We start from the raw sequence: 21,432 nt of genomic DNA on the forward strand, positions 1-21,432 counted from the left end.
TGTGGGGCGCGTACACGGCCGTCAAGCACGGCGCGCCCTCGATCCGCAAGGGCGGCTCCGTGGTGCTGACCACCGGGATCGCGGGGCAGCGCCCGCTGCCGGGCACGACCGTCGCGGCGAGCCTGTGCGGGGCGATGGAGCGCTCACCCGGGCACTGGCCCTGGAGCTCGCTCCGCTCCGGGTCAACGTGGTCTCCCCCGGCGTGGTCCACACCGAGCTGCGGCGGGACATGACCGAGGAGGACCGGCGCGGCCTGTTCGAGTCGAGCGCGGCCGCGCTGCCCGTCGGCCGGGTGGGCACGCCGGAGGACGTGGCAGAGGCGTACTTGTATCCGATGCGCGGCGGTTACAGCACGGGCTCGGTGGTGGTCGTGGACGGCGGCGGGCTGCTGGTCTGAGAGCCGGGGACACCGGCTCAGTGTCAACCGGTCGTGAGCCGCACCTGCGAGGCGGCCACGACCGATCCGAGGCGCGGGAAGTCCAGCCCGACCGACGCCTGGTGCTCGGCGGCGGTGAAGGCGGCCATGGCGTCCTCGACGAAGACGAGGTCGTAACCGAGGTCGGCGGCGGCACGGGCGGTGGACTCCACGCCGAGGTTGGTGGCGATGCCGCCGAACACCAGGGTGATGATGCCGCGTTCGCGCAGGCGCTCGTCCAGGCCGGTGCCCTGGAAGCCGCCGATCGTCCGCTTCACCACCTCGAGGTCACCGTCCCGGAGCAGGTCGGCCACCAGGCCGCTGCCGGGCGGCTGTTCGGCTACGCCGGGCCGCTCGACGCGGATGAGGACGACGGGAGCGCCGGCCGAGCGGAAGGCGTCCGCCAGCCCCTCGGCCGTGGCGAGGACGTCCGTGCCCTTGCGTGGCTCCAGAGGCAGGGCGACGATGCGGTCCATCAGGTCGACGAGCACGAGGGCCGTGCGCGCCGGATCGAGTGCGTCGGCTGCGGTCATCACGGAACGTTAGCCGTCGTCAGCCGTCCGTGCCGGAAATACGGATCAACAGATCCATGAACCGGTCGCGTTCGGCCGCGGAGAGCGGGGCGAGCAGTGCGTCGTTCGCCTCGCGGGCCGCCTTCTCGCAGCGCTTCAGCAGCCGGGCGCCCTCCTCGGTGAGCGACACCGCGTTCTTGCGGCGGTCCTTGGGATCGGGCTCGCGGAGGACGAGACCCGCCGCCTGCAGGTCGTGGAGGATGCCGACCAGATCCTTCGGGTCGAGCGCGATGCCGCGGCCGAGGTCGGCCTGGGCCACCGGGGCGAGGTCGCGGACGGCGGAGAGCACCACGTGGTGCCACATCTTCATGCCCTCGGCGGCGAGGGCGTCGGCCACCAGGGCGCGACCGCGGGCGGCGGCACGTCCGAGGAGCCAGCTCGGCAGGGAGCGGATCGCGGGGAGAGGAGCTTCGGCCACGGCCACAGCTTAGCGAAAAATCGTTGGGAGTCCCTATGAGTTTTCCGATGCCGTTGGGACTCCCAACGATCCCTGGAGGTGCGATGCGTCGCGTCCGGTACGAGTCCACCGGCGGCCCCCTGTTCCTGGAGGAGGCACCCGTCCCCGAGGCGGGCCCCGGCGAACTCCTCGTGCGGTGCGAGGCCGTCGGGGTCACGCTGCCCGTCGTGCGCAAGGTCACCGAGGCCGCCGAGCCGATTGCGCTCGGCGGCGAGATCGCCGGCGAGGTGGTCGCGGCCGGCGCCGGCGTCACCCGCTTCCGGACCGGCGACCGGGTGACGGGACTGTGCTTCGGGCACGGTTATGCCGACTTCGCCGTCCTGCACGAGGCCATGGCCTCTCCGGTCCCCGGTACGGCTAGCGCCGTCGACGCCGTCGCGCTGGTTCGCAGCGGGCTGGTCGCGCTGGGCGCGCTTCAGGCGGCACGCCCCGAGCCGGGCGAGTCGGCCCTGGTCACGGCGGCGGCGAGCGGCGTCGGCCATCTCGCCGTGCAGTTGGCCCGGGTGCGCGGGGCGTCCCGCGTCGTCGGCGCCGTGTCCGGCGCCGGCAAGGCGGAGTTCCTGCGCGCGCTCGGCGCCGACGAGGTGGTCGTCTACGACGCCCCCGCGTGGGGTGAGCCCGTCGACTACGCCCTCGACGCGGTGGGCGGCGACCTGCTCGGCCCGGCCGTCGCCGCGCTCACGCCGGGCGGCCGGCTCGTCGCGTACAGCTCGGGCGGCGGGACCGTTCAGGCGTACGACCTGCTGGTGGGCGCCAAGTCCGTGATCGGCTTCCAGATGGCGCGGATCGCCCGCGGGAAGCCGGAGCGGTACGAGCGATGGCGGCAGGAGCTGTGGCGGCTGTTCGCCGAGGGCGCGCTGAAGCCCGTCGTGCACGCCGAGTTCCGGCTCGAGGAGGCGGCGAAGGCACACGCGGTCATCGAGTCGCGCGGCAACCTCGGCAAGGTGGTGCTGCGCCCCTGAGCCGCCAGTGGCCGGCCGATGGCGGTTCGGTTGTAAGCAGGCCCGCTACTGACCACCGTGTCTCGGGCACCAAGGGTCTCACCACGGTCGGAGCGGGCGAACCTCAGCCGGCACGTGTCGCCGTGCCGACCGCGGTTCGTGATGCCGCGGCCGGCTCCGGGCCGACCGCGGGGCTGCCGGCGTCGTGGGCGCGGCGCTTGGCGATCACCGCGCAGACCATGAGCTGCATCTGGTGGAAGAGCATCAGCGGGAGCACGGCGAGGGAGGCCTGCGCGCCGAACAGGACGCTCGCCATGGGCAGCCCGGAGGCGAGGGACTTCTTCGACCCGGCGAACTGGATCGCGATCCGGTCCTCCCGGCCGAAGCCGAGGGCGCGGCCGCCGTACCAGGTCAGCGCCAGCATCACGGCGAGCAGCGCGGCCTCGACGACGAGCAGGCCACCGAGCCGGAGCGGGCTCACCTGGTGCCAGATACCGCGGACCATGCCCTCGCTGAACGCGGTGTAGACGACCAGCAGGATCGAGCCGCGGTCGACGAGCCCGAGCACCCTCTTGTGCCGGGTGACGAACCCGCCGATCCAGCGCCTCAGGACCTGTCCCGCGAGGAACGGCACCAGCAGCTGCAGCACGATCTCGACGAGCGAGTCCGCCGAGAATCCGCCGCCGCTGTTGCCCAGCAAAGCCGCCGCGAGCAGCGGGGTGATGACGATGCCGACGAGGGAGGAGAAGGAGCCCGCGCAGATCGCGGCGGGCACGTTGCCGCGGGCCATCGAGGTGAAGGCGATCGACGACTGGATGGTGGAGGGGACCAGGGTGAGGAAGAGCAGCCCGGTGTAGAGGTTGTGCGTCAGGAACACCGGCACCAGGCCACGGGCCGCCAGACCCAGCAGCGGGAAGATCACGAAGGTGCAGGCGAGCACGGTGACGTGGAGCCGCCAGTGCCGGAGTCCCTCCAGCGCCTCACGGGTGGAGAGCCGGGCGCCGTACAGGAAGAAGAGGAAGGCGATCGCGGCCGTGGAGGCACCGGAGGTGACGCTCGCGCCCGCGCCCCGCGCCGGGACCAGGGCGGCGAGCCCCACGGTCCCCAGCAACAGGAGGATGTACGGATCGACGGGCATCCGACGCGGCCATCGCAGGCGTTTCACAGTGCTCCACTACTTCGCTGTACGTCCGGGGCAGGGGCACCATCGTGCCCGGTGCGGGGCACGGTCGTGCCCTCTCCATCATCCTCTTCCGGCCGGTGATCGGGAATCCCTCATGCCGCTCTGACTGTCATCGCGTTCCACGATAAACTTCAGCCATGTACGACCCTTCCCACCTGCGTACGTTCCTCGCGGTGGCCCAGACGCTGAGCTTCACGCAAGCCGCCCGGCGGCTGGGACTGCGCCAGTCCACGGTGAGCCAGCACGTGCGGCGGCTGGAGGACGCGACCGGGCGCCCGCTCTTCCTGCGGGACACGCACTCAGTGGAGCTGACCGAGGACGGCGAGGCGATGCTCGGCTTCGCACGGCGGATCCTGGAGGTGCACGAGCAGGCGACGGCGTTCTTCACCGGGACCCGGCCGCGCGGCCGGCTGCGGTTCGGCGCCTCCGAGGACTTCGTGCTCACCCGGCTGCCGGAGATCCTCGAGGGCTTCCGGTACGAGCACCCCGAGGTGGATCTGGAGCTGACGGTCGAGCTGTCGGGCACGCTGCACGAACGGCTGGCGGCGGGCCGGCTCGACCTGGTGCTGGCCAAGCGGCGCCCCGAGGACCCGCGCGGCGAACTGGTCCGCCACGACAAACTGGTGTGGATCGGCGCGGAGCGACTGCGCCTGGACCCCGACCGCCCGGTTCCGCTGATCGTCTACCCGCCGCCGGGCATCACCCGCGCCCGCGCCCTCCAGGCCCTGGAGAAACAAGGCCGGGCCTGGCGCATCACCTGCACGAGCGGCAGCCTCAACGGCCTGATCGCGGCGGCCCACGCCGGCCTCGGCGTGATGGCCCACTCCCGGGGCCTCATCCCTCCGGGCCTGTTCAGGATCCCCGAGCGTGCGGGCCTGCCGGACCTGGGTGAGGTCGACTTCGTCCTGGTCCACGCAGAGCGCCGGGGCCCCGCCCACAGCGCGGCCCAGGCGCTGGCGTCGACGATCCTCGCGGGTGGCGACCGGCTGCACCGACGGTAGTCACCGCACCGGCCGCGGATACGTGAGCTGCTTGACCCGGCGCAGGAACGGCGTCACCTCCACGTGCTGGACACCGTCCAGGTGCCCAAGGGGCCCGTTCAGATAGGCATAGAGGTCCGCGGTGCTCCTCGCCAGGGCGGTCGCCACGATGTTCGAGGGGCCCGCCGTCGCGGAGGCGTGGGCGATCCGGTCGTGGCCGGCGAGCGCCTGGCCGACGGAGTGCAGGGCGGCGGGGGCGGCGGTGATCCACAGCACTGCCGCGACGGGAAACCCCAGGAGCTCATTGTCGTACTCCACGTCGATGTACACGGCACCGGAGGCGATCAGGGACGCCAGGCGGCGCTTGACGGCGGACTCCGAGCGGCCGGTGGCGCGCTGCAGTTCCGGGTAGCCGGCGCGCCCGTCCCGCTCGAGGACGGCCAGCAGGGGCTCGTCCTCCGGGTCGATGCGGGCCGGTCCCGGGACGGGCGCCGGACGGGGGCGGAGGGCGGCTATCTGGTCGGCGGTGAGGGCGCCGAACTTGCGCACCCAGCCGTCGACGCCGCCGTAGAACCGGTGGAGCACCTGGTGGGCGCGGATCTCCACCACGCTGGGGGTGCGGGGCGCGTCGCGGATCACCACGACCCGCAGTCCGCCCTCGGCGCACGCGCGGGCGCGGCTGACCATCGGGGGCGGGCTGCTGCTGACGGCGGCGGGGTGTCTGTGCCAGGCCGTCCTGGACGCGGGCTCCGGCTGGGTGGTGCTGGTGCCGGGCTTCGTCCTGGTGGGCGTGGGCACCGGGTTCGTCTCGCCCACCGTCGCCGGGGCCGCGCTCGCCGCGGTGCCGCCCGAGCGGGCCGGCATGGCGGGGGGTGCGGTGAACACGGTCCGGCAGCTGGGGTACGCGCTGGGGGTCGCCGTCTTCGGTACCGTCCTGACCTCGCGGATGGGCGGCGCGCTGCCGCACGACGCGGCGCACACCCTGGCGGGCGGCGGCGCCGGGGCGCTGAGCGGCACGTTCTCCGAGCACGCCCTGCGCACCGCCTTCGCCTCCGGACTCGACGCGGCGCTCGTGACGGCCGGCGTGGTGGGACTGGTCGCGGGGGCGGCCGTGCTGGTCCTGGTGCGGCAGCCGCGGGACCGAGTGACAGGATCGGCGCCGCGGACGCTGAAGAAGACAGTGGTACGGCAGGGGTGACCGCCGGGGGCGGTGGCCGCGGAAGGCACCGGCCACCGCCCCGCCCTACTCGTCAGTAGGGCGTGCGGCGCGGTAACCGCCCCGTACAGATTCCGTGGAGATTACGGAACCGGAACTTACGCCGCCGTAAGGGATTCTGTCCGCCCCTTCCCCTTGTGCTCGCATTTTCCGTGGCTGACCTGTGCGTTTGTGAGGAGTTCCGGGGTTTCCAGCCCTCTCCCGCCGGGCCCCTGGGTGGGGTAGCTTTCACGGCGCTGTGCGGAGCGCCACCAGTGAGCCTGACCGGCTGGGGCACCTCGCAGGCGAACCAAGGAGCCGGGAGCGGGGATTGCGCGAGTTCACCAACCCTCCGTTGGCGTCGGCGCCGCCGGTGGGCGGCCTGGCCGATGTCGTCTTCGAGTATGCCCAGGAAGATCCGCTCCGTGTCGCCCTCGGCCGCAAGGACGAGAAGGGCCGGTGGCGCGACGTGACCGCCGCCGAGTTCCGCGACGAGGTGCTGGCGCTCGCCAAGGGTCTGCTGACCCAGGGCGTCCGCTTCGGGGACCGCGTCGCGATCATGTGCCGTACGCGCTACGAGTGGACGCTCTTCGACTTCGCGCTGTGGTCGATCGGCGCCCAGGTCGTCCCCGTCTATCCCACCTCGTCGGCCGAGCAGGTCTTCTGGATGCTGCACGACGCGCAGGTGGTGGCCGCGATGGTGGAACACGAGGACCACGCGATGACGGTCGCCACGGTCATCGACCGGCTGCCGCAGCTGCGCCGGCTGTGGCAGCTCGACGCGGGCGCCGTGCAGGAGCTGTACGACGCGGGCGCGCACATCGAGGACGAGGTGGTGCACCGGCACCGGCAGGCGGTCACCCCGGAGACGGTGGCGACCGTCATCTACACCTCCGGCACCACCGGCCGCCCCAAGGGCTGTGTCCTCTCGCACGGCAACTTCATGTTCGAGGCCGACACGGTCATCGAGCGCTGGGAGCCGGTGTTCCACACCAAGCGCGGCGACGAGGCGGCGACCCTCCTGTTCCTGCCGCTGGCGCACGTCTTCGGGCGGATGGTCGAGGTGGCGGCCATCCGCGGCCGGGTCAAGTTCGGCCACCAGCCGCAGCTGAACGCGGCGGCGCTGCTCCCCGATCTCGCCGCGTTCAGACCGACGTTCTTCCTCGCGGTGCCGTACATCTTCGAGAAAGTGTTCAACGCGGCCCGCCGCAAGGCCGAGAAGGAGGGCCGCTCCGGGCCCTTCGAGAAGGCGGTCGAGGTCGCCGTGAAGTACGCGGACGCGACGGAGGCGAAGGCGTGGGGCACCGGCCCCGGCCCGTCGGCGGGCCTGCGCATGCAGCACCAGTTCTTCGACAAGGTCGTCTACGCCAAGATCCGCGCCGCGATGGGCGGCCGGGTACGGCACGCCATGTCCGGCGGCTCGGCGATGGACCGCCGGCTCGGCCTGTTCTTCGCGGGCGCCGGCGTGCACATCTACGAAGGCTACGGGCTGACGGAGTCGACGGCGGCGGCGACCGCCAACCCGCCCGAGCGCACCCGGTACGGCACGGTCGGCCAGGCCATCCCCGACACCACCGTGCACATCGCGGACGACGGCGAGATCTGGCTGCGCGGCCCCCATGTCTTCCAGGGCTACCTCAACAACCCCAAGGCCACCGACGAGACCCTCCACGACGGCTGGCTCGCCACCGGCGACCTGGGCTCCCTCGACGAGGACGGCTATCTCACGATCACGGGGCGCAAGAAGGAGATCCTGGTGACCTCCGGCGGCAAGAGCGTCTCCCCCGGGCTGCTCGAGGAGCGCGTACGGGACCACCCGCTGGTCGCGCAGTGCATCGTCGTCGGCAACGACCGCCCCTACGTCGCCGCGCTCGTCACACTGGACTCGGAGGCCGTGGAGCACTGGCTGCAGATGCAGGGCAAGCCCAAGCTGTCCCCGGCCCAGATGGTGCGCGACCCGGACCTGGAGACCGAGGTGCGGCGCGCGGTGGTCGCCGCGAACACGCTGGTCTCGCAGGCCGAGTCGATCCGTACGTTCCGCATCCTCGCCCACCAGTTCACCGAGGAGCACGGGCTCCTCACGCCGTCGCTGAAGCTGAAGCGCAAGGCCATCGAGAACGCGTACGCGAACGAGGTCGAGGCGCTGTACCGGACCTGAGCCCGGCACAGCGCCCGTGTCCCTCGGGCCGGCTTGACCGTCCCCCCTTCGCGGGTGGCGTGCGGACGTTCCGATCCAAGTCCGGCGGGGGTTGGGAACTGCTGCTGATTGACAGCACTTGGACGCGTCAAGACCACCCGCCACCAGGCTGCAGCCGTGGCGATCGGAAGGCGCGCCCTGGGACACTCGATCCGGCGACGGACGGCACCGCCCCCACACGACCGGAGCGATCGTGCGGGGCAACGGACCGTCCAGGCCGCACCGGCTGTCCTGGGACGTGAGGAACCCGCCCCCGCATTCCCGGACCACGGACACGATCCGCCGGCGCCGGCTGCGGAGCCAAAGCGGGCGACCAGCGTGCCCACAACCGTTCGGGGCACACGGCTGAGCACGAGCCCTGGCCCCAGGACTCACTCCCGCTCAGTCTCTAGGAACGGTTCTCCAGGCCACCGCGGCTCATCAAGCCAGTTGGTAGCCGCGGAGGTTGGTGAGCAGGAGGTAGGTGTCCTGCAGGGACCCGGAGGTGTCGCCCAGGGAGCGGTAGATGCCCCACTTGGGCCGCACCCGGTCGGCGAGGAAGGTGTCGACGCCTGTCTTCGACTTGTCGATGACGGTGGTCGAGCCGCTCTTGAGGATCCACCGAACCGAACCGGCCGAGCCGTCGCCGACCTTGATCTGGAAGTCGACGTCGGTCCATTTGTCGTGCAGCGGCTCCAGGTTGGTCCGGCCGACCAGGATGTCGTCGATCGCCAGCTTCAGCTCGATGGTCTGCACGCCGTTCACGCGCCGCAGCGACTGCACGACGATCGGGGAGGTGCCGGTGCCGGGCTGCTTCATCTGCATGATGTGGGTGAAGGTGGTGGTCGCCTTCAGGGAGCTGGGGATGTACATCGAGTACGTGATCCGCCAGGTCTGTCCCTCGGTCCACTTGAGGTAACCGCTGCTGCTCATGCGCAGCCCGGTGACCTCCTGGCGCTGCCGGTCGGTCGATGTGTCGCGGTCGACCGTGTGCATGTTGAAGCGCCAGTTGTCGCCGGTGGCGAAGATGTGCGGGTGCCCGGCCGGGTGGGAGTCGGCGCGGTCGTCCTCGACGGCCTCGAAGGCACCGAGGCCGTCGTTCCTCGCCGAGGGGGACCACTTCAACTGCCAGGAGGCCGCTCGCGCCGTGGCCGCCGGCAGACCGACCGCCGCGGCCGCCGTACCGCCGAGGGCCGCGCTCAGCAGTGTTCTTCTGGTGGGGCTCATGACTGTTCACCTCGCTGCGAAGGGATGTGTCGTCCGGAGTTGCTCGTTCGTGATCGGAAGGCGCCCAGACCGTGGAGGTCGTCGGTGGCCCGGTGCGGGCGACGTAGTACGCGTGGTCGCCGATGTCGGTGCCGACGGGGACGTCGGTGAGGTCGGCGAGGTCGGTGCATCCGGCGGAGCCGACGGACAGCCTGGCTAGGACGGCTAGGACGCTCTAGTTGGCGCGCTGGGTGCGATGGGCGCGATGGCGGCACGAGTGCGGTACGGCTCGGCGGCCTCCCGGCCGGGGAGCGGGAGCGGAGCGCTTGGGGAGCGGGGCGGCGGCGCCTGAGCCGGCTCCGCACGGCTCGCGATACCGTCCACGAGCTCCAACGGGTCTGCCGCCAACTCCCGCGCGGCGGCGGGGATGTGCCCTCCGTGGGTCACCATGCCCCGCGGTCCCGGTCAGTCAGGGGCCTGTCGGGCCCCTTTCCTCCGATGTTTCCCGAGAGCTCTGCTCCAGTCGGCAGGCTGCGTACGCCTTCTCGTTCATGTGTGCGTACCTGCTTTCCAGCGAGTGGGGGTGGGTGGGCCGAGGGCAGGGCCAGGCAGGCGCGTTGTTCACATACATGCACCGTGTTCAGCATCACGTTCGGTGCCGCGATACAGAGTTACGGGATGGCGCGTGGCCCGGTCAATGGTCCGGACCGATAAGGTCGGATCCATTTCCGGCCAATGTGTGGTTGTCGTCGAGACTTGGCGGGGAACCCGCCGGTCAGAAATGCACGTAAGGTGGTGATCGTTGACGATAGGAGCACCACCCGACGACTGAAGGATCGAGAGCTCGTGAGCAGCAAGGTCCCCCCGATCATCCTGAACAACGGCGTCGAGATGCCCCAGCTGGGCTTCGGCGTCTGGCAGGTGCCGGACGACGAGGCGGAGAGCGCGGTCACCACCGCTCTGGAGGCCGGATACCGCAGCATCGACACAGCGGCGATCTACGGCAACGAGGAGGGCGTCGGCAAGGCCGTCACCGCGTCCGCCATCCCCCGCGAGGACCTCTTCATCACCACCAAGCTCTGGAACAGCGACCAGGGGTACGACGCCACGCTGCGCGCCTTCGACACGTCGCTGGAGAAGCTCGGCCTGGAGTACGTGGACCTGTACCTGATCCACTGGCCGCTGCCGTCCCGGGGTACGTTCGTCGAGACGTACAAGGCCTTCGAGAAGCTCCACGCGGACGGCCGCGCCCGGGCGATCGGCGTCTCCAACTTCCTTCCCGAGCACCTCGAGACGCTGATCGAGGCCACCTCCGTCATCCCGGCGGTCAACCAGATCGAGCTGCACCCGCACCTGCAGCAGCACGCCGCCCGTGAGTACCACGCGGAGCAGGGCATCGCGACCGAGGCCTGGTCGCCGCTCGGCCAGGGCAAGGGCCTCCTCGAGGTGCCGGCGATCGTCGCCATCGCGCAGAAGCACGGCCGCACCCCGGCCCAGATCGTGCTGCGCTGGCACGTCCAGCTCGGCAACATCGTGATTCCGAAGTCCGTGACCCCGGCCCGGATCAGGGAGAACATCGAGGTCTTCGAGTTCTCGCTGGACACCGAGGACATGGCGGCGATCAGCGCGCTGAACGAGGACCGTCGCCTCGGCCCGAACCCGGCGACGTTCGACATGGGCTGACCGACGACTGAACGACGCGCCCCGGACCGCCGCCACGGCGACTCCGGGGCGCGTCGCTGTCTGCCGAAGGCGCTGAGGGCGGAAAAGACGGGGGCTTGACGAGGGCATGCCGACGGGTCCACCTTGTACGGCACCCGGTAAGGAAACTTTCCTAACAGAAGGGTCCCCCACAGTGCGCACTCGACCACTGACCCTCGCCGCGGCCTCCGGCGCCGCACTCCTCGCCACCGCCGTGCTCCCCGCGAACGCCTCCGGAGCCGCCCCCAAGTCCGCCCAGGAGGGCGCGGTCAGCGCGGCCGACCTCCTCGCCAAGGTGACGTCCTGTTCGCAGATATCGAACGGCAAGTACAAGACCGACGACGAGACCTCGGCCACCGTCCCCGTCTGCGGCAAGAACGGCGCGGTGTTCTGGAAGGCCGACATGGACATCGACTGCGACGGCCAGGTCACCGGCAAGTGCAACGGCGACACCGACCCCTGGTTCCAGGACGACACCGCGTTCCACCAGTCCGACGGCAAGCCGCTGCTCGCCGACTCGCTGCCGTACGTCGTCGTGCCGAGCGCCGACAGCATCTGGAAGTACTCCAGCTCCGGCATCAAGGGCGGTGGCGTGGTCGCCGTGATCTACAACAACAAGGTCGAGTACGCGGTCGTCGGCGACACCGGCCCCACAAAGATCATCGGCGAGGCGTCCTACGCCACCGCGAAGGCGCTCGGCATCGACCCCGACCCGGCGACCGGCGGGGCGGACTCCGGCGTGACGTACATCCTGTTCAAGAACTCGCAGGTATCACCGATCGAGAGCCACAGCGCGGCGGTGTCCCGCGGTGAGTCGCTGGCCAAGCAGTTCCTCCAGAACAACTGAGCCCGTGATGCCGGGCGCCCGCCACCGGGCGCCCGGCATACGTCAGTCGGGCCGGCCGACCGGTCGTGGAGCGCTCTCCAGGTCAAGCCTTGACGGCGGTGTGCATCGTGTGCGCCTCCAGCACGTGGACATCGGGGCGGTGGTACAGGCTCGCCTTGTCGTCCGGGTCCAGGAGGCGGTCCAGGGTCGCGCGGTCCGTCGCGTCCAGGCCGTCCGCGAGCTTGTCGCGACGGCGCTGGAACTCGGCGACGACGCAGGTGCGGGCCTCGTCGGAGAGCGGGGCGGGCAGCTCGAACAGGAAGGTGCGGGTCACCGGTGCGCGCAGCCCGACGGAGGTCATGAGCGCGGCCCAGTCCTCGGTCTCCGTGACCGCGCCGGGCAGCTCCGCGCGCATCGTGGTGAACCGCTCGGTCTCCACCGCGTCCAGCCGGGCCTCCAGACCCGGGCGTCCGATGCCGATGTCACGCGGCAGCGAGCGCGGGGGCAGGCCGCCCTCCAGCAGCGCCAGGACCCCGCCGGGAGCGAGACGATCCGCGAAAGCGGCAAGTGCCGCGCGCTGATCACCGAGGTGGTGCAGGCTGCGACTCGCCCACAGCAGGTCCGCCGGGTACTCCAACTCATTGAGCACACCCGGGAGTTCGCCGGCCAGAGTGCTGAAGCGGTCGGCCAGCCCCAGCCGGGCGGCCCGCATACGGGCGCGTTCCAGCAGCGGCTCGGAGCCGTCGGCCGCCACGACCCGGGCGTCCGGGAAGGCCTCGGCGAGGACGCAGGTGACGGCTCCCGGTCCGCTGCCGGCGTCGACGATAAGCCCCGGCCGCGCACCGCGCTCTCCCAGCCAGCCCGCGATCCGCCGGTACATGGGGGTGAGCAGTTCGGCCTGCGACTCCAGCAGCGGGGCCATCGTGGCCCAGTCGACGTCGGCGTGCGCGTGATGGTCGTGGTGCTCGTGCGCCATGGTGGTCACCCTCTCTTCTCGGTGCCGTCAGCCTGCGCCGACGCACCGTGAGGGGGCAACTTCTGTTGCCGGTACGGCAAAAAAAGGGGTGCACCGTCGCCGACCGGTCGCCAAGGATGGCCCCGTCCTTGAGCCCTACGGCGAGGAGGGTGTGTCCATGCTGGAGATCGCCCCGCAGGTCGTCGAGGCCTCCGCGCACCGTCCGCTCGCTTACGCCACCGGCAGCCCCGGCGACGTCTACCTCTGCCACCCGTTCCCGGTGCACGCGGCCCAGCCGAACCACGGCACCCGTCCCCGCTTCATGGCCCAGCCGCCGCTGATGCCGGCCGTCCCCTATGAGCTTCAGCGGCCGGACGGCGACTACTCACCGGTCGAGTTCGCGATCCGCCGGGGCCTGACCCGGGAGGGCTGACCAGCACATGCCCAAGGACGGAGACGCCGCGAGAGCGGCGGCTCTGGACCGCCGCCGTGGCGGCACTCGCACTCCCCCTGACGATGCTCGCGAACGGCGCGACTCCCGCCCATGCGGCGGCAGTTCAGTGCAGCGTCGACTACAAGACCAACGACTGGGGCTCCGGCTTCACCGCGGACCTCACGATCACCAACCGCGGCGCCGACGCCATCAACGGCTGGACGCTGACGTACGACTACACGGGCAACCGGGCGCTGACCAACGGGTGGAGCGGCACCTGGTCCCAGTCCGGCAAGTCGATCACGGTGAAGAACGCCTCCTGGAACGGCACGTTCGCCGCTGGGGCCGCCGCGAACACGGGCGCGCAGTTCACCTCCGGCGGGACGAACGCCGCACCGGCGAATTTCGCCGTCAACGGCACGACCTGCGCGGGCGCGCACCAGCCGCCGGTCACCGTGCTGACCAGCCCGGCCGCCGGCGCGGTGTATACGCAGGGCGACGCGGTCCCGCACCCGGCCACGACGGCCGCCGCCGCCGACAACGTGACGATCAGTAAGGTCGAGTTCTACGATGACACGACGCTGCCGGGCACGGACACGAGCGCGCCGGTGAACGACCAGACCCGCACGGTGAGCTGACGGCTGGGGCGCGTGCCGTGCGCACGGCACGCGCCCCAGCCGTCGGCGTGACCATGCGCACGCCGGACGGTTATGCCGGTCATGGGAGCTTCTCGTTCCGGCAGGTCCGCCGCCCTCGGCGCCGTCACCTCGCTCCTGCTTCTCGTCGTCACCGTCCTGTCCGGGTCCCCGGCCACCGCCGCCCGTCACGTGGTCCCTCCGGCGGACCCCGCGGCCATCCGCGCGTGGAACGCCATCGCCACCGACACCATCGCCACCAACCTCGGCCCCGCCCGCCCATCGGGCCAGGCGGTCGTCTGGCACGGGTTCGTCTCGGCCGCCGTCTACAACGCCGTGGTAGGCATCCAGGGCGACTACGCCACGTACAAGTGGCAGGAACGCGGCCCCTCCACCGCATCGTCCGAGGCGGCGGCCGTGGCCGCGGCGCACCGTGTCCTGCTCACCTACTTCCCCGCCTCCCGGGCCGGGCTCGACGCCGCCTACGCCGACTGGCTCGCCAGGATTCCCGACGGCACGGCGAAGACACAGGGCGTGGACTTCGGAGAGCGCGCCGCCGACCGCATCATCACCCTGCGCGTAGGCGACGGCCGGGACGCGCCCGTGCAGTTCACCGCCCCGCCGGCGCCCGGTGTCTGGCGGCCGACCCCGCCCGGCCATCTGCCCTTCATCGACCCCTGGCTCGGCAGGCTGCGCCCGGTGCTGCTGCTCTCCCCGGAGCAGTTCCGTCCCGGCCCGCCACCCACCCTGCCCTCGGCGCGCTATGCCCAGGACCTGAACGAGGTGAAGTGCATGGGGGCGAAGACCGGCTCGCCCCGCACCGCGCTCCAGACCGAGACGGCCCTGTTCTTCGGGGGCAGTCTGGTGACACAGATCCAGGCGGCGCTCAGGGACTACACCGACCGGCACCACCTGGGCATCGCCGAGACGGCACGCGTGTTCGCCGCGGCGAACACGTCGGCGACCGACGCCGTCATCACCGCCTGGGACGCCAAGCTCCGGTACGGACGCTGGCGGCCCATCACCGCCGTCCAACTGGCCGACACCGACGGCAACCCCGCGACCCGGGCCGACCCGCAGTGGCAGCCGCTGCTCGTCACGCCACCGCACCCGGACTACCTCAGCGGCCACACCACGGTCACCGGCGCGGTGACCCGGACCCTCAGCGGAATCCTCGGCACCACACGGCTGGACCTGAACATCCCGTCCGAGATCACCGGCACCACCCGGCACTACGCATACGCCGACCAGTTCGACCAGGACATGATCGACGCGCGTGTGTGGGCCGGAATCCACTTCCGCTCGGCGGACGTGGCCGGGGCCCAGGCCGGCAAGCGGATCGGCACCTGGGCGCTGACCCACTACTTCCGACCGCTGCGCCCGCACCGCTGATCCGAGGAGCACGCGCCTGGGCGACGCGCGCGCCTCGCGGTTCCTACGGCGCGTACACCGCCGGCCGGGGCGGGGTCACCATCCCGTCCCCGATGAAGAAGCCCGGGTGCGGGGGCTGGTTGTAGCCGGTGTTCTGCCAAGCCAGCGCAGTGCGGTACTGGGTGTCGTGCAGCAGGGTGGTGATCCGTCTGCTGGTCTCGTACGGCGTGGAGTGCGGATGCTGAACGGGGACCTCCTGAGGGGGGCCGGGGGATTGACGTGTCCTCAGTCGCCGTCGCCCGCAATGGAGTTGCCGTATCTTTCGGCCAGCTCGGACACCGTCCGGGCGATCCGCCGGCGCAACTCCTCGGGTTCCAGGACCTCGATGTCCGCGCCCAGACTCAGGAACTCGCCGTGCGCGCGCTCGACGGACTCGATCGGTACGGTGGCCGAAGTCCAACCGTCGTCCGTCTCACGGCCGTTGGTTTCGACCGCCCTCCCCGCCGGTCCGGTGAGCCGCGCACCCGGAGCCAGCCGGACGACCGCCTCTCCGCGGTAGAGCCGGTCGTGGAAATCCCGTTGGTACGCCGCCCAGTAGGCGGCCAGATCGAAGTCCTCGGGGACGGTGAACTCCTCGTCGCTCGAGCCGAGTTCGAGGACCTGGTCGACGCGGAAGGTGCGCGGTCCCGGCCCGGCTACGACGTACCAGCGCCCCGCCTTCAGCACGAGTCCGTACGGCTCCAGACGGCGTTCCACATCGGTGGGTTCGCGCCAGCGCCGGTACAGGACGTGCAGCACACGGCTGTTCCAGACGGCGTCCGCGACGGCGGGCAGAAACGGGGCCTCGTCGGCGTCCGCGTACCAGCCGGGGGCGTCCAGGTGGAAGCGGCCGCTGATCCGGTCGGCGTGCACGCGCAGTTCGGGCGGCAGCGCGGCGCGGACCTTGAGCTGGGCGGCGGCGAGGACGGAGCCCAGTCCGAGCGCTGCGGCCGGTCCCGGGGCGCCGGACAGGAACAGGGCCTCGGCCTCGCCCGCGGTCAGTCCGGTGAGCCGGGTGCGGTAGCCGTCGAGCAGCCGGTAGCCGCCCGCGTGCCCGGCGTCGCCGTAGAGCGGGACGCCCGCGGCGTGCAGCGCCTCGACGTCCCGGTAGACGGTGCGCACCGAGACCTCCAGCTCCTCGGCGAGCTGGGCGGCGGTCATCCGGCCGCGGGTCTGGAGCAGCAGCAGGATGGAGACGAGCCGACTGGACTTCACTGACACAGGATGTCAGGGAACCGGCGTTAGCGTCCCTGACATGGCCTTCAGGGAGAAACTCCTCACCGTGCCGCCGCCGATCGAGGTGGCGGGCCGGTGGATCAAGCGCTACCACGTCACCGCCGACCCCGCCGGCATCGCGTCCGACGTCGAGAAGGCGGCGTACGCGATGCTGCCCCAGCTGCTGCCCGAGCCGGACGCCACGCCGCCCGCGACGTTCGTCGTGCTGCACCGGGGCGACGACGACGGCGCCTATCTGAACGCGTACAGCTGGGTGTGGGACAACGTCCTGCATTTCCGTGGCGCGGCGGCCGGCCAGCCTGTGCTCGGCTGCCCGGACCGGGACACCGCTCATTTCGTCCTGACCGAGCGGCCGTGGATCGGCTGTGTCTGGGAGCTGCCGCCGGTTCTGCACGAACGGGACGCCTGGGTACGGCATCTGCTCGCACCCGACGTCCCCGATCTCAACGCTTACTTGACCGACTCCCTGCCCGAGGGCACGACAGGAGACCGCTGATGAGCAGCCCGCACGACTTCGACTTCTTCCACGGCGAGTGGCAGGTCCTCAACCGCCGCCGGACCGACTTCCTCGACCCCGGCAGCGACTGGGAGGAGTTCCCGGCGACGCACTGCTGCTGGCCGCTGTTCGACGGGGCGGCGAACATCGACGAGATCGACATGCCGCACCTGGGGTCGAAGGGACTCACCCTGAGGCTGTTCGACCGGGAGACCCAGCAGTGGTCGCTGAACTGGTCCTCCAGCGCCAGCGGAAAGCTGTTCCCGCCCGTGATCGGGCAGTTCGACGGCGACCGGGGCGAGTTCCACGGCGACGACACGCACGACGGCAAGGACGTGCGGGTCCGGTTCGTGTGGTCGGGGGTCTCGCCCACCGCCGCCCGCTGGGAGCAGGCGTTCTCGGTGGACGGCGGGGAGACCTGGGTGACCAACTGGGTCATGGAGTTCAGCAGGGCCGCCTGAGGCCACCAGGTCCCCTCGTCGGAGTCCGGCCTTGCGGAACGCCCGCAGGGTGAACACCGGGTCGGGGCGCGGCCGGTCCTGGTCCGGGAGTGCCGCGAGTCCGCCGGCGATCCGTTCGGTGAGCGGGTCGCCGGGGGCCAGGGTGACGAACCAGCCGCGGCGCAGGTCCGCCAGGGGGCGGCGGGGGCTGCGGCCCTGGCCGGTCCCGGTGAAGCGGGCCCCTCCGGCCGGGACCAGGCCGCAGGCGGCGGCGTGCGCCGCGACCGCCTCGGCGGCGTCGTCCGCGGGCCGGCGCGGGCGGGGGGCGAGCACGGCGTCGATGTCGCTGCCCACATTGTGGGAGGCGGCCTTGTCGACGGTGGTGACGTGGACACCGCCCGGCCGCAGTACCCGGGCGCACTCGGCCGGCACGGCCCGTACCGCCTCGGGGCCGTCCAGGAGATGCAGCAGCCACACGCTGGTGACCGCGTCGAACGCCCCGTCTGCGAAAGGCAGTCGGCGGCTGTCGGCGAGAACGACGGCACCGGGCAGCCGGGCGGCGGCCCGGCACGCCATCCCGTGCGCCAGGTCCGCGCCCACGACCCGAAGCCCGGGCCGCGCGGCCGCGAGCCGCCGACTGACGATGCCCGTGCCGCAGGCCACGTCGAGGAGTCGGCCGGCACCCTCGGGTACCAGTCGGAGCGCGGCGTCGGCCGCCGCGGCGGCCCGGGGTTCGCCGCCGCGCAGGGCGTCGTACTCCGCGGCCTCCTTCTCGTAGTCCAGCACGTGCTGCGACCGCTCAGTGCGCGCCGTGACCGGGCGCCAGTTCCTCGACCCTGCGCGCCAGTTCGAAGTCCAGGTCGGTGACCGCGCCGCCGGCGCTGTGCGTGTTCACCGTCAGGGAGACGGTATTGTAGCCGAGGGTGAGGTCGGAGTGGTGGTCCAGCTCCTCCTGCACCTGGGCGATGTGCACGACCATCGCGGTCGCCGCGAAGTGCGTGCCGAGCCGGTAGGAGCGGGCGATCCGATCGCCCTCGAGGGACCAGCCGGGCAGCTCCGCCAGCCGGTCCTCGATCTCCTTCTGCGACAGTGGTTCGACGGGCATGACCTGGCTCCTTCCGTACGACGCGACGCGGGGGACGGCCCCACCCTGTCACATCCCCTCCGTGCGGCCCCGTACGCGCGGCCGTGGCCCTCAGGGCCTGTGTGCGACGGGCTCTCAGCGTCGTACGCACTCCGCGGCGAAGTCGTCCGCCAGGACGGTCGTCTCGGCCCGTCCCTCGACGCGCTCCAGCCACTCGTGCGGCAGCCCGTGGTCGCCGTGGCGGGCGCCGAGGAGGTTGCCGCAGACGGCGCCGGTGGAGTCGCTGTCGCCGGAGTGGTTGACGGACAGCAGCAGCGCCTGCCGGACATCGGGCTCGGCCAGGGCGCAGTACACGGCGATGGCCAGGGCCTCCTCGCCGATCCAGCCCCCGCCGAGCGTCTGCACCTTCTCCGCGGTCGGCGCGCCCTCGGCGGCCAGGTCGAGGGCGCGCCGCAGCGCGGCCGTGGTCTCCTCGTGGCCGGGGTGACGGGCGAGCAGGCGCAGGGCGCGCAGTACGGCGCCCTCCAGGGAGTCGCCCTCCACCAGGTACGCGACCATCGCGGCGAAGGCGCCCGCGGAGTAGTAACCGGTGGGGTGGCCGTGGGTGGTCTGGGCGCACAGCGCGGCCATCAGGAACGCGGTGTCGCCGGGCACCCGGGCGAGACCGAAGGGCGCCGAGCGCATGACCGCGCCGCAGCCCTTGGAGTCGGAGTTGACCGGGCCGGGGCGGCCCAGTGCGGCGCCGGGGTCGGGCACGAAGTCCTGGGCGAGGCCGGAGAGGCAGGCGTTGCCGGGGGCGCGGCGCGCGTACAGCCACCCCTGCGCGGCGAGACCGGCGGCGCCGGCGGGCGGGCCGGGCAGGCGCTGGGTGTCGAACCAGCGGCCGTACGCGTCCCGCACCAGCCGGGACCAGCCGCCGCCGATGCCCTTGTGGCGCTCACGCTCGTGCGCCTGCCACAGGCCCTCCACCGTGAACAGGGTCATCTGCGTGTCGTCGGTGACGCGGCCCACGGTGCCCTGCCCGTCGGGTACGAGACCGGTGACGCCCTTCACGCCGTGCGTGGCGCGGATTCGGTCCAGGGAGGCGAACTCGATCGGGTACCCGAGGGCGTCGCCGATCGCGCCGCCGAGGAGGGATCCGCGCACCCTGGCCCGGTAGATCGCGGTCGCCTCCCAGGACGGGTTCAGCCGGTCGTCCATGCACCACTCCTCGACTACGGTCGTCCGTATGACCATTGTCGCCTCCTCACCCGCCGCCCCCTCCCCCGCCCCCTCCGAGCAGGGCATCGGTCCGCTGCTGCGCGGGTGGCGGGAGCGGCGGCGGGTCAGTCAGCTCGAACTGGCGCTGCGGGCGGGCTCGTCGGCGCGGCACATCAGCTTCGTCGAGACGGGCCGGTCCCGGCCCAGCGAGGAGATGGTGCTGCGGCTCGCCGAACATCTGGAGGTGCCGGTACGGGAACGCAACGCGCTGCTGCTGGCGGCGGGTTACGCCCCGCACTACCCGGAGACGCCGCTGGACGACCCGTCGATGGATGCGCTGCGGGCGGGTGTGGAGCGGCTGTTGCAGGGTTACGAGCCTTATCCGGCGCTGGTGGTGGACGCGACGTACGAGGTGGTGGCGGCGAACCGTGGCATCGCGATGTTCCTGGAGGGCGTCCCGGACCGCCTGCTCGCCCCGCCCCTGAACGCGATGCGTCTGACGCTGCATCCGGAGGGCCTGGCGCCACGCATCCGCAACCTGGCCGAGTGGCGCGGCCACCTGCTCGCGCAGATGGAGCGCCAGATCGCGCTGCAGCGCTCGCCGGCTCTGCGTGCGCTCTACGAGGAGGTGGCGGCGTACCCGGTCCCGACCCGGAGCGAGTCCGCGTCCGGACCGGGCGAGGAGGCCGAGGAGGTCCCCTACTTCGCGCTGCCGATGCGGATCGAACACGAGGGCCGGGTGCTGTCCTTCGTGTCGTCCATCTCCACCTTCAACACCCCGATGGACGTGACGGTCGCGGAACTGGCCATCGAGACGTTCCTGCCTGCGGATCCGGCGACGGTGAAGTACCTCCAGTCGCGAGGAACGTGACGGGTCGTCGGTAACCGCCGGTACGCCGCCGTCTCCTCACCCGAGTGTTCTCCGGCCCCGTGAGAATCACCCGGGAACATGCCACACTGCTCGCGTACTTCGGCGCGTGGGGAGGCGTGGCGTGAGTGAGCGGCGGGCTGCGCCGACCGTCGGGCAGGTGGTGCTCGGGCGGCGGCTCCAGGAGTTGCGGGAGGCCGCCGGGCTGAAGCGCGAGGAGGCGGCGAAGGTGCTGCGCGTCGCCCCGGCGACCGTGCGGCGCATGGAGACCGCCGAGGTCGCGCTGAAGATCCCGTACATGCAGGTGCTGCTGACGACGTACGGCGTGCCCGAGGAGGAGATCGCCTCCTTCGTGCGGCTCGCCGAGGAGGCCAACCAGGCCGGCTGGTGGCAGCGGTACCACGACGTGCTGCCGGACTGGTTCAGCCTGCACGTCAGCCTGGAGGGCGCCGCCCGCATCATCCGGTCCTACGAGCCGCACTTCGTGCCCGGGCTGCTGCAGACCGAGGACTACGCGCGTGCCGTGCTGGAGGCCGGGACGGTCGGGCAGGGCAGTCCCCAGGACATCGAACGGCACGTGGCGCTGCGGCTGGCCCGGCAGAAGCTGCTCACCGGGGAGAACCCGCCCCACCTGTGGGTGATCATGGACGAGACGGTGCTGCGGCGCCCGGTCAGCATCCGCTCCCAGGTGATGCGCGACCAGCTCGACCGGCTTCTGGAGGCCTCCGAGAACCCCGCGATCACGCTGCAGGTGGCCGAGTACGCCTCCGGCCCGCACCCGGGGACGTACACGCCGTTCGTGCTGTTCCGCTTCGCCGAGCCGGAGCTGCCCGACATGGTCTACAGCGAGTACCTGACCGGCGCCCTCTACCTCGACTCGCGCACCGAGGTGGCCCTGCACCTCGAGGTGCTGGACCACATGTCGGCGAAGGCGGCCTCCGTGACGCGCACGCGGGAGATCCTGCGGGAGTACCGGGACAGGTTTTGAGGTGGCACCGCCTGAGGTGGCACCGCCCCGCCCGG

General features: G+C 71.8%; 19 protein-coding genes and 7 pseudogenes. 15 read left to right on the forward strand and 11 right to left on the reverse strand.

The annotated features are described in order from the left end of the window. Nucleotides 1-124 precede the first annotated feature (124 nt). Nucleotides 125-397: an SDR family oxidoreductase gene (locus AB0N14_RS22275; protein WP_366027447.1), complete on the forward strand. Its 273-nt coding sequence runs from the start codon at nucleotides 125-127 to the stop codon at nucleotides 395-397. A gap of 23 nt (nucleotides 398-420) precedes the next feature. Here AB0N14_RS22275 and AB0N14_RS22280 read toward each other — a convergent pair whose 3' ends face one another. Next, nucleotides 421-948 carry an isochorismatase family protein gene (locus AB0N14_RS22280; RefSeq protein ID WP_366027448.1) on the reverse strand — a complete coding sequence of 176 codons (528 nt, stop codon included), beginning with the start codon at nucleotides 946-948 and terminating at the stop codon, nucleotides 421-423. Between the two features lie 19 nt (nucleotides 949-967). Then, complete coding sequence (locus AB0N14_RS22285; protein WP_366027449.1) at nucleotides 968-1,405, reverse strand: MarR family transcriptional regulator; 438 nt, start codon at nucleotides 1,403-1,405, stop codon at nucleotides 968-970. A gap of 83 nt (nucleotides 1,406-1,488) precedes the next feature. Here AB0N14_RS22285 and AB0N14_RS22290 point away from each other — a divergent pair, with 83 nt between their 5' ends. Further along, nucleotides 1,489-2,406: a zinc-binding dehydrogenase gene (locus AB0N14_RS22290; protein ID WP_366027450.1), complete on the forward strand. Its 918-nt coding sequence runs from the start codon at nucleotides 1,489-1,491 to the stop codon at nucleotides 2,404-2,406. A 103-nt stretch (nucleotides 2,407-2,509) separates the two neighbouring features. On the opposite strand, the gene AB0N14_RS22295 is transcribed toward AB0N14_RS22290, so the two are convergent. Next, nucleotides 2,510-3,523: a bile acid:sodium symporter family protein gene (locus AB0N14_RS22295; protein WP_366027451.1), complete on the reverse strand. Its 1,014-nt coding sequence runs from the start codon at nucleotides 3,521-3,523 to the stop codon at nucleotides 2,510-2,512. Nucleotides 3,524-3,705: 182 nt separating this feature from the next. Between AB0N14_RS22295 and AB0N14_RS22300 the strand changes: the two genes are divergently transcribed. Continuing rightward, the gene (locus AB0N14_RS22300) at nucleotides 3,706-4,569 is read left to right on the forward strand and encodes a LysR substrate-binding domain-containing protein (protein ID WP_366027452.1); all 864 of its coding nucleotides are present in this window, start codon (nucleotides 3,706-3,708) and stop codon (nucleotides 4,567-4,569) included. Here AB0N14_RS22300 and AB0N14_RS22305 read toward each other — a convergent pair. Next, a pseudogene (locus tag AB0N14_RS22305) lies at nucleotides 4,570-5,190 on the reverse strand (Lrp/AsnC family transcriptional regulator); the annotation flags it as partial. 31 nt (nucleotides 5,191-5,221) lie between these two features. Here AB0N14_RS22305 and AB0N14_RS22310 point away from each other — a divergent pair. The 3 genes and pseudogenes from AB0N14_RS22310 to AB0N14_RS22320 form a co-directional block, all read left to right on the forward strand. Beyond that, nucleotides 5,222-5,746 (forward strand): annotated as a pseudogene (locus tag AB0N14_RS22310) (MFS transporter); the annotation flags it as partial. Nucleotides 5,747-6,074: 328 nt separating this feature from the next. Beyond that, nucleotides 6,075-7,901 (forward strand): AMP-dependent synthetase/ligase, encoded by a 1,827-nt coding sequence (locus AB0N14_RS22315; RefSeq protein ID WP_366027453.1) that lies wholly within the window; start codon nucleotides 6,075-6,077, stop codon nucleotides 7,899-7,901. A gap of 129 nt (nucleotides 7,902-8,030) precedes the next feature. Further along, nucleotides 8,031-8,332: pseudogene (locus AB0N14_RS22320) on the forward strand (IS200/IS605 family accessory protein TnpB-related protein); the annotation flags it as partial. Nucleotides 8,333-8,360: 28 nt separating this feature from the next. Here AB0N14_RS22320 and AB0N14_RS22325 read toward each other — a convergent pair. Beyond that, complete coding sequence (locus AB0N14_RS22325) at nucleotides 8,361-9,146, reverse strand: Tat pathway signal sequence domain protein (RefSeq protein ID WP_366027454.1); 786 nt, start codon at nucleotides 9,144-9,146, stop codon at nucleotides 8,361-8,363. Nucleotides 9,147-9,971: 825 nt separating this feature from the next. Between AB0N14_RS22325 and AB0N14_RS22330 the strand changes: the two genes are divergently transcribed. Beyond that, nucleotides 9,972-10,808: an aldo/keto reductase gene (locus AB0N14_RS22330; protein WP_366027455.1), complete on the forward strand. Its 837-nt coding sequence runs from the start codon at nucleotides 9,972-9,974 to the stop codon at nucleotides 10,806-10,808. Between the two features lie 172 nt (nucleotides 10,809-10,980). Continuing rightward, nucleotides 10,981-11,673 carry a glycoside hydrolase family 75 protein gene (locus AB0N14_RS22335; protein WP_366027456.1) on the forward strand — a complete coding sequence of 231 codons (693 nt, stop codon included), beginning with the start codon at nucleotides 10,981-10,983 and terminating at the stop codon, nucleotides 11,671-11,673. Nucleotides 11,674-11,755: 82 nt separating this feature from the next. Here the strand turns inward: AB0N14_RS22335 and AB0N14_RS22340 are convergent, their stop codons facing one another. After that, nucleotides 11,756-12,628, reverse strand: coding sequence for a class I SAM-dependent methyltransferase (locus tag AB0N14_RS22340; protein ID WP_366027457.1), 873 nt, complete (start codon nucleotides 12,626-12,628; stop codon nucleotides 11,756-11,758). Nucleotides 12,629-12,752: 124 nt separating this feature from the next. Here AB0N14_RS22340 and AB0N14_RS22345 point away from each other — a divergent pair. From AB0N14_RS22345 to AB0N14_RS22355, 3 genes and pseudogenes are all read left to right on the forward strand, one after another. Next, nucleotides 12,753-13,040 (forward strand): annotated as a pseudogene (locus AB0N14_RS22345) (phytanoyl-CoA dioxygenase); the annotation flags it as partial. An 83-nt stretch (nucleotides 13,041-13,123) separates the two neighbouring features. Further along, a pseudogene (locus AB0N14_RS22350) lies at nucleotides 13,124-13,648 on the forward strand (cellulose binding domain-containing protein); the annotation flags it as partial. Nucleotides 13,649-13,759: 111 nt separating this feature from the next. Continuing rightward, a complete protein-coding gene (locus tag AB0N14_RS22355) occupies nucleotides 13,760-15,067 on the forward strand; it encodes a vanadium-dependent haloperoxidase (RefSeq protein WP_366027458.1) in 1,308 nt (435 codons plus the stop codon). 43 nt (nucleotides 15,068-15,110) lie between these two features. On the opposite strand, the pseudogene AB0N14_RS22360 reads toward AB0N14_RS22355, so the two are convergent. Further along, nucleotides 15,111-15,281 (reverse strand): annotated as a pseudogene (locus AB0N14_RS22360) (hypothetical protein); the annotation flags it as partial. A gap of 50 nt (nucleotides 15,282-15,331) precedes the next feature. Further along, entirely contained in the window at nucleotides 15,332-16,300 is a 969-nt protein-coding gene (locus tag AB0N14_RS22365; RefSeq protein ID WP_366027459.1) for a YafY family protein, read from the reverse strand. Between the two features lie 40 nt (nucleotides 16,301-16,340). On the opposite strand from AB0N14_RS22365, the gene AB0N14_RS22370 reads away from it, so the two are divergent. Both AB0N14_RS22370 and AB0N14_RS22375 read left to right on the forward strand, forming a co-directional pair. Then, nucleotides 16,341-16,817: a hypothetical protein gene (locus AB0N14_RS22370; RefSeq protein ID WP_366027460.1), complete on the forward strand. Its 477-nt coding sequence runs from the start codon at nucleotides 16,341-16,343 to the stop codon at nucleotides 16,815-16,817. Continuing rightward, nucleotides 16,817-17,278: a hypothetical protein gene (locus AB0N14_RS22375; RefSeq protein WP_366027461.1), complete on the forward strand. Its 462-nt coding sequence runs from the start codon at nucleotides 16,817-16,819 to the stop codon at nucleotides 17,276-17,278. Before AB0N14_RS22370 ends, AB0N14_RS22375 begins: the two co-directional genes overlap by 1 nt. 27 nt (nucleotides 17,279-17,305) lie before the next feature. On the opposite strand, the pseudogene AB0N14_RS22380 reads toward AB0N14_RS22375, so the two are convergent. From AB0N14_RS22380 to AB0N14_RS22390, 3 genes and pseudogenes are all read right to left on the reverse strand, one after another. Then, nucleotides 17,306-18,043: pseudogene (locus AB0N14_RS22380) on the reverse strand (class I SAM-dependent methyltransferase); the annotation flags it as partial. Between the two features lie 13 nt (nucleotides 18,044-18,056). Further along, nucleotides 18,057-18,362, reverse strand: a complete 306-nt coding sequence (locus AB0N14_RS22385) for a 4a-hydroxytetrahydrobiopterin dehydratase (protein ID WP_200417958.1) — start codon at nucleotides 18,360-18,362, stop codon at nucleotides 18,057-18,059. Nucleotides 18,363-18,476: 114 nt separating this feature from the next. Beyond that, nucleotides 18,477-19,541, reverse strand: coding sequence for an ADP-ribosylglycohydrolase family protein (locus AB0N14_RS22390; protein ID WP_366027540.1), 1,065 nt, complete (start codon nucleotides 19,539-19,541; stop codon nucleotides 18,477-18,479). 28 nt (nucleotides 19,542-19,569) lie between these two features. Between AB0N14_RS22390 and AB0N14_RS22395 the strand changes: the two genes are divergently transcribed. Together AB0N14_RS22395 and AB0N14_RS22400 are read left to right on the forward strand one after the other, a co-directional pair. Next, nucleotides 19,570-20,412: a helix-turn-helix transcriptional regulator gene (locus AB0N14_RS22395; protein WP_366027462.1), complete on the forward strand. Its 843-nt coding sequence runs from the start codon at nucleotides 19,570-19,572 to the stop codon at nucleotides 20,410-20,412. 121 nt (nucleotides 20,413-20,533) lie between these two features. Then, the gene (locus AB0N14_RS22400) at nucleotides 20,534-21,397 is read left to right on the forward strand and encodes a helix-turn-helix transcriptional regulator (RefSeq protein ID WP_366027463.1); all 864 of its coding nucleotides are present in this window, start codon (nucleotides 20,534-20,536) and stop codon (nucleotides 21,395-21,397) included. The last annotated feature ends 35 nt before the right edge of the window (nucleotides 21,398-21,432 follow it).

The sequence above is a fragment of the Streptomyces sp. NPDC051104 genome (assembly GCF_040682835.1).
Classification (GTDB): domain Bacteria; phylum Actinomycetota; class Actinomycetes; order Streptomycetales; family Streptomycetaceae; genus Streptomyces; species Streptomyces cynarae.

Bases quoted from the DNA above. Each gene is read 5' to 3' on its own strand.
- AB0N14_RS22280 (WP_366027448.1), bottom strand. From the start codon at position 948: ATGACCGCAGCCGACGCACTCGATCCGGCGCGCACGGCCCTCGTGCTC.
- AB0N14_RS22290 (WP_366027450.1), top strand. From the start codon at position 1,489: ATGCGTCGCGTCCGGTACGAGTCCACCGGCGGCCCCCTGTTCCTGGAG.
- AB0N14_RS22295 (WP_366027451.1), bottom strand. From the start codon at position 3,523: ATGCCCGTCGATCCGTACATCCTCCTGTTGCTGGGGACCGTGGGGCTC.
- AB0N14_RS22300 (WP_366027452.1), top strand. From the start codon at position 3,706: ATGTACGACCCTTCCCACCTGCGTACGTTCCTCGCGGTGGCCCAGACG.
- AB0N14_RS22325 (WP_366027454.1), bottom strand. From the start codon at position 9,146: ATGAGCCCCACCAGAAGAACACTGCTGAGCGCGGCCCTCGGCGGTACG.
- AB0N14_RS22340 (WP_366027457.1), bottom strand. From the start codon at position 12,628: ATGGCGCACGAGCACCACGACCATCACGCGCACGCCGACGTCGACTGG.
- AB0N14_RS22355 (WP_366027458.1), top strand. From the start codon at position 13,760: ATGGGAGCTTCTCGTTCCGGCAGGTCCGCCGCCCTCGGCGCCGTCACC.
- AB0N14_RS22370 (WP_366027460.1), top strand. From the start codon at position 16,341: ATGGCCTTCAGGGAGAAACTCCTCACCGTGCCGCCGCCGATCGAGGTG.
- AB0N14_RS22375 (WP_366027461.1), top strand. From the start codon at position 16,817: ATGAGCAGCCCGCACGACTTCGACTTCTTCCACGGCGAGTGGCAGGTC.
- AB0N14_RS22385 (WP_200417958.1), bottom strand. From the start codon at position 18,362: ATGCCCGTCGAACCACTGTCGCAGAAGGAGATCGAGGACCGGCTGGCG.
- AB0N14_RS22390 (WP_366027540.1), bottom strand. From the start codon at position 19,541: ATGGACGACCGGCTGAACCCGTCCTGGGAGGCGACCGCGATCTACCGG.
- AB0N14_RS22395 (WP_366027462.1), top strand. From the start codon at position 19,570: ATGACCATTGTCGCCTCCTCACCCGCCGCCCCCTCCCCCGCCCCCTCC.